We start from the raw sequence: 1,284 nt of genomic DNA, 5'->3' as shown, positions 1-1,284 counted from the left end.
CGGCCGCGACACGGCGCCGGTTGTCCAGCACCGCCTGCGCCTGCACCGGGGCGGACAGGGCGCCGGCCAGCACCGCCGGCGGCAGCAGCGCCCGGCCGCCCAGGGTGGAGCCGATGGAGACGAGGCCCTCGCCACGCTTCTGGAAGAAGGTGATGTCAGCGCCGGTGGCCTGCTTCACCCGCGCCGCCAGATTGTCCCCGATGGCCATGCCGAGATCCACCACGGCGCCGACCTTGCCATCCGGCCCCAGCACCGGGGCATCGGCAAAGACGCTGATATTATCCCGCCCCGGCTCCAACCCTTCCACGGGGCGGGCTGTGCGGTAGGTCTCCCGCACCGTGGTGCGGCGGCTGGCATATTCGTCACCATGCGCGGCGGGGTCATGCGCCCGATGCAGCACGACGCCCGGGGCGCGGGAAAAGGTCAGGATGACGCGGCCGAAGCGCTGCACCAGCAGGGCCTGCACCGGCTTCACCTGCGCTTCCAGCGCCGCGCGGTCCCCGGCCAGCAGGGCGGCCGCCACCTGGGGCGTGTTGGCCAGCGTTCCGGCCAGGGCGGCGGCGAGGCGCTTCTCCTCCTCCATCGCGGTGCGCAGGGCGGCGCGGCGCTGTTCCACCGCCTGCGCCATCTCGTCCCGCGCCGAATCCGCGCGCTGCATGGCATTCAGGCCAAACAGCAGGGCCGATGCACCAAGGCTCGCCGCCAGGATGGCCAGGGCAATGCGGGACCTGACCGAGTTGCGCCACAGGCCCATTGCCCGCGCCTCCTTCTTTCATGGAAGCGCAGGATGGGCCGGCTGGCTTACCGCAGGGTTAAGCGGCGTTCAAAACGGGGATTGCCCGACGCCGGGGTTCCAGCCGCCCTGGCGATCCGTCGCCGCGATGGCCTCGGAGGCCTGGCCGGTGGCGATGCCAGCCTGCGGGAAAGGCCCCGGCGCCCGCAGCCGCTGCATGCTGCGCTCCGGCCCGGCGGGGAAGACCGAAGCCGGGAAGTTCGGCGTGGCGCCGGCATCCAGCGCACGGGCGATCTCGGTCAGCACGGCAGTGGCCTGGGCCGGGGGCGTATCCGCCACCATGCCCAGGTTGGCCCGCGCCTCGGCCGCGCCGGCGCGGAGCGACATGGCCACGCCTTCCGGCAGGGCGCTGTAGCGCGGGTCGGTGGAAAGCGTCGCCGTCAGCCATTCCAGCCGGCCGACGGCGCGCGCCGTCTCGGCGGGGCGGCCCTGCAACCGGCTGCCCTGGTCGGCGAAATCGGCGGCGGCCATGCGGGCGGCGGCACGCAGCG

General features: G+C 73.8%; 2 protein-coding genes. Both read right to left on the bottom strand.

Going from position 1 to position 1,284, the window contains the following annotated elements:
• A partial coding sequence (locus tag IBL25_RS26170; RefSeq protein ID WP_187781352.1) for a cache domain-containing protein occupies positions 1–754 on the bottom strand: 754 nt, incomplete at its 3' end.
• A 69-nt stretch (positions 755–823) separates the two neighbouring features.
• Positions 824–1,284: hypothetical protein (locus IBL25_RS26165; RefSeq protein WP_187781351.1), on the bottom strand; the 461-nt coding region annotated here is incomplete at its 5' end.

Origin of the sequence: Pseudoroseomonas ludipueritiae, assembly GCF_014490445.1 — a bacterium.
Lineage (GTDB): Bacteria > Pseudomonadota > Alphaproteobacteria > Acetobacterales > Acetobacteraceae > Pseudoroseomonas > Pseudoroseomonas ludipueritiae.
Note: the sequence above shows the minus strand (reverse complement) of the source record. Positions and strands in the feature narration are given on the sequence as shown.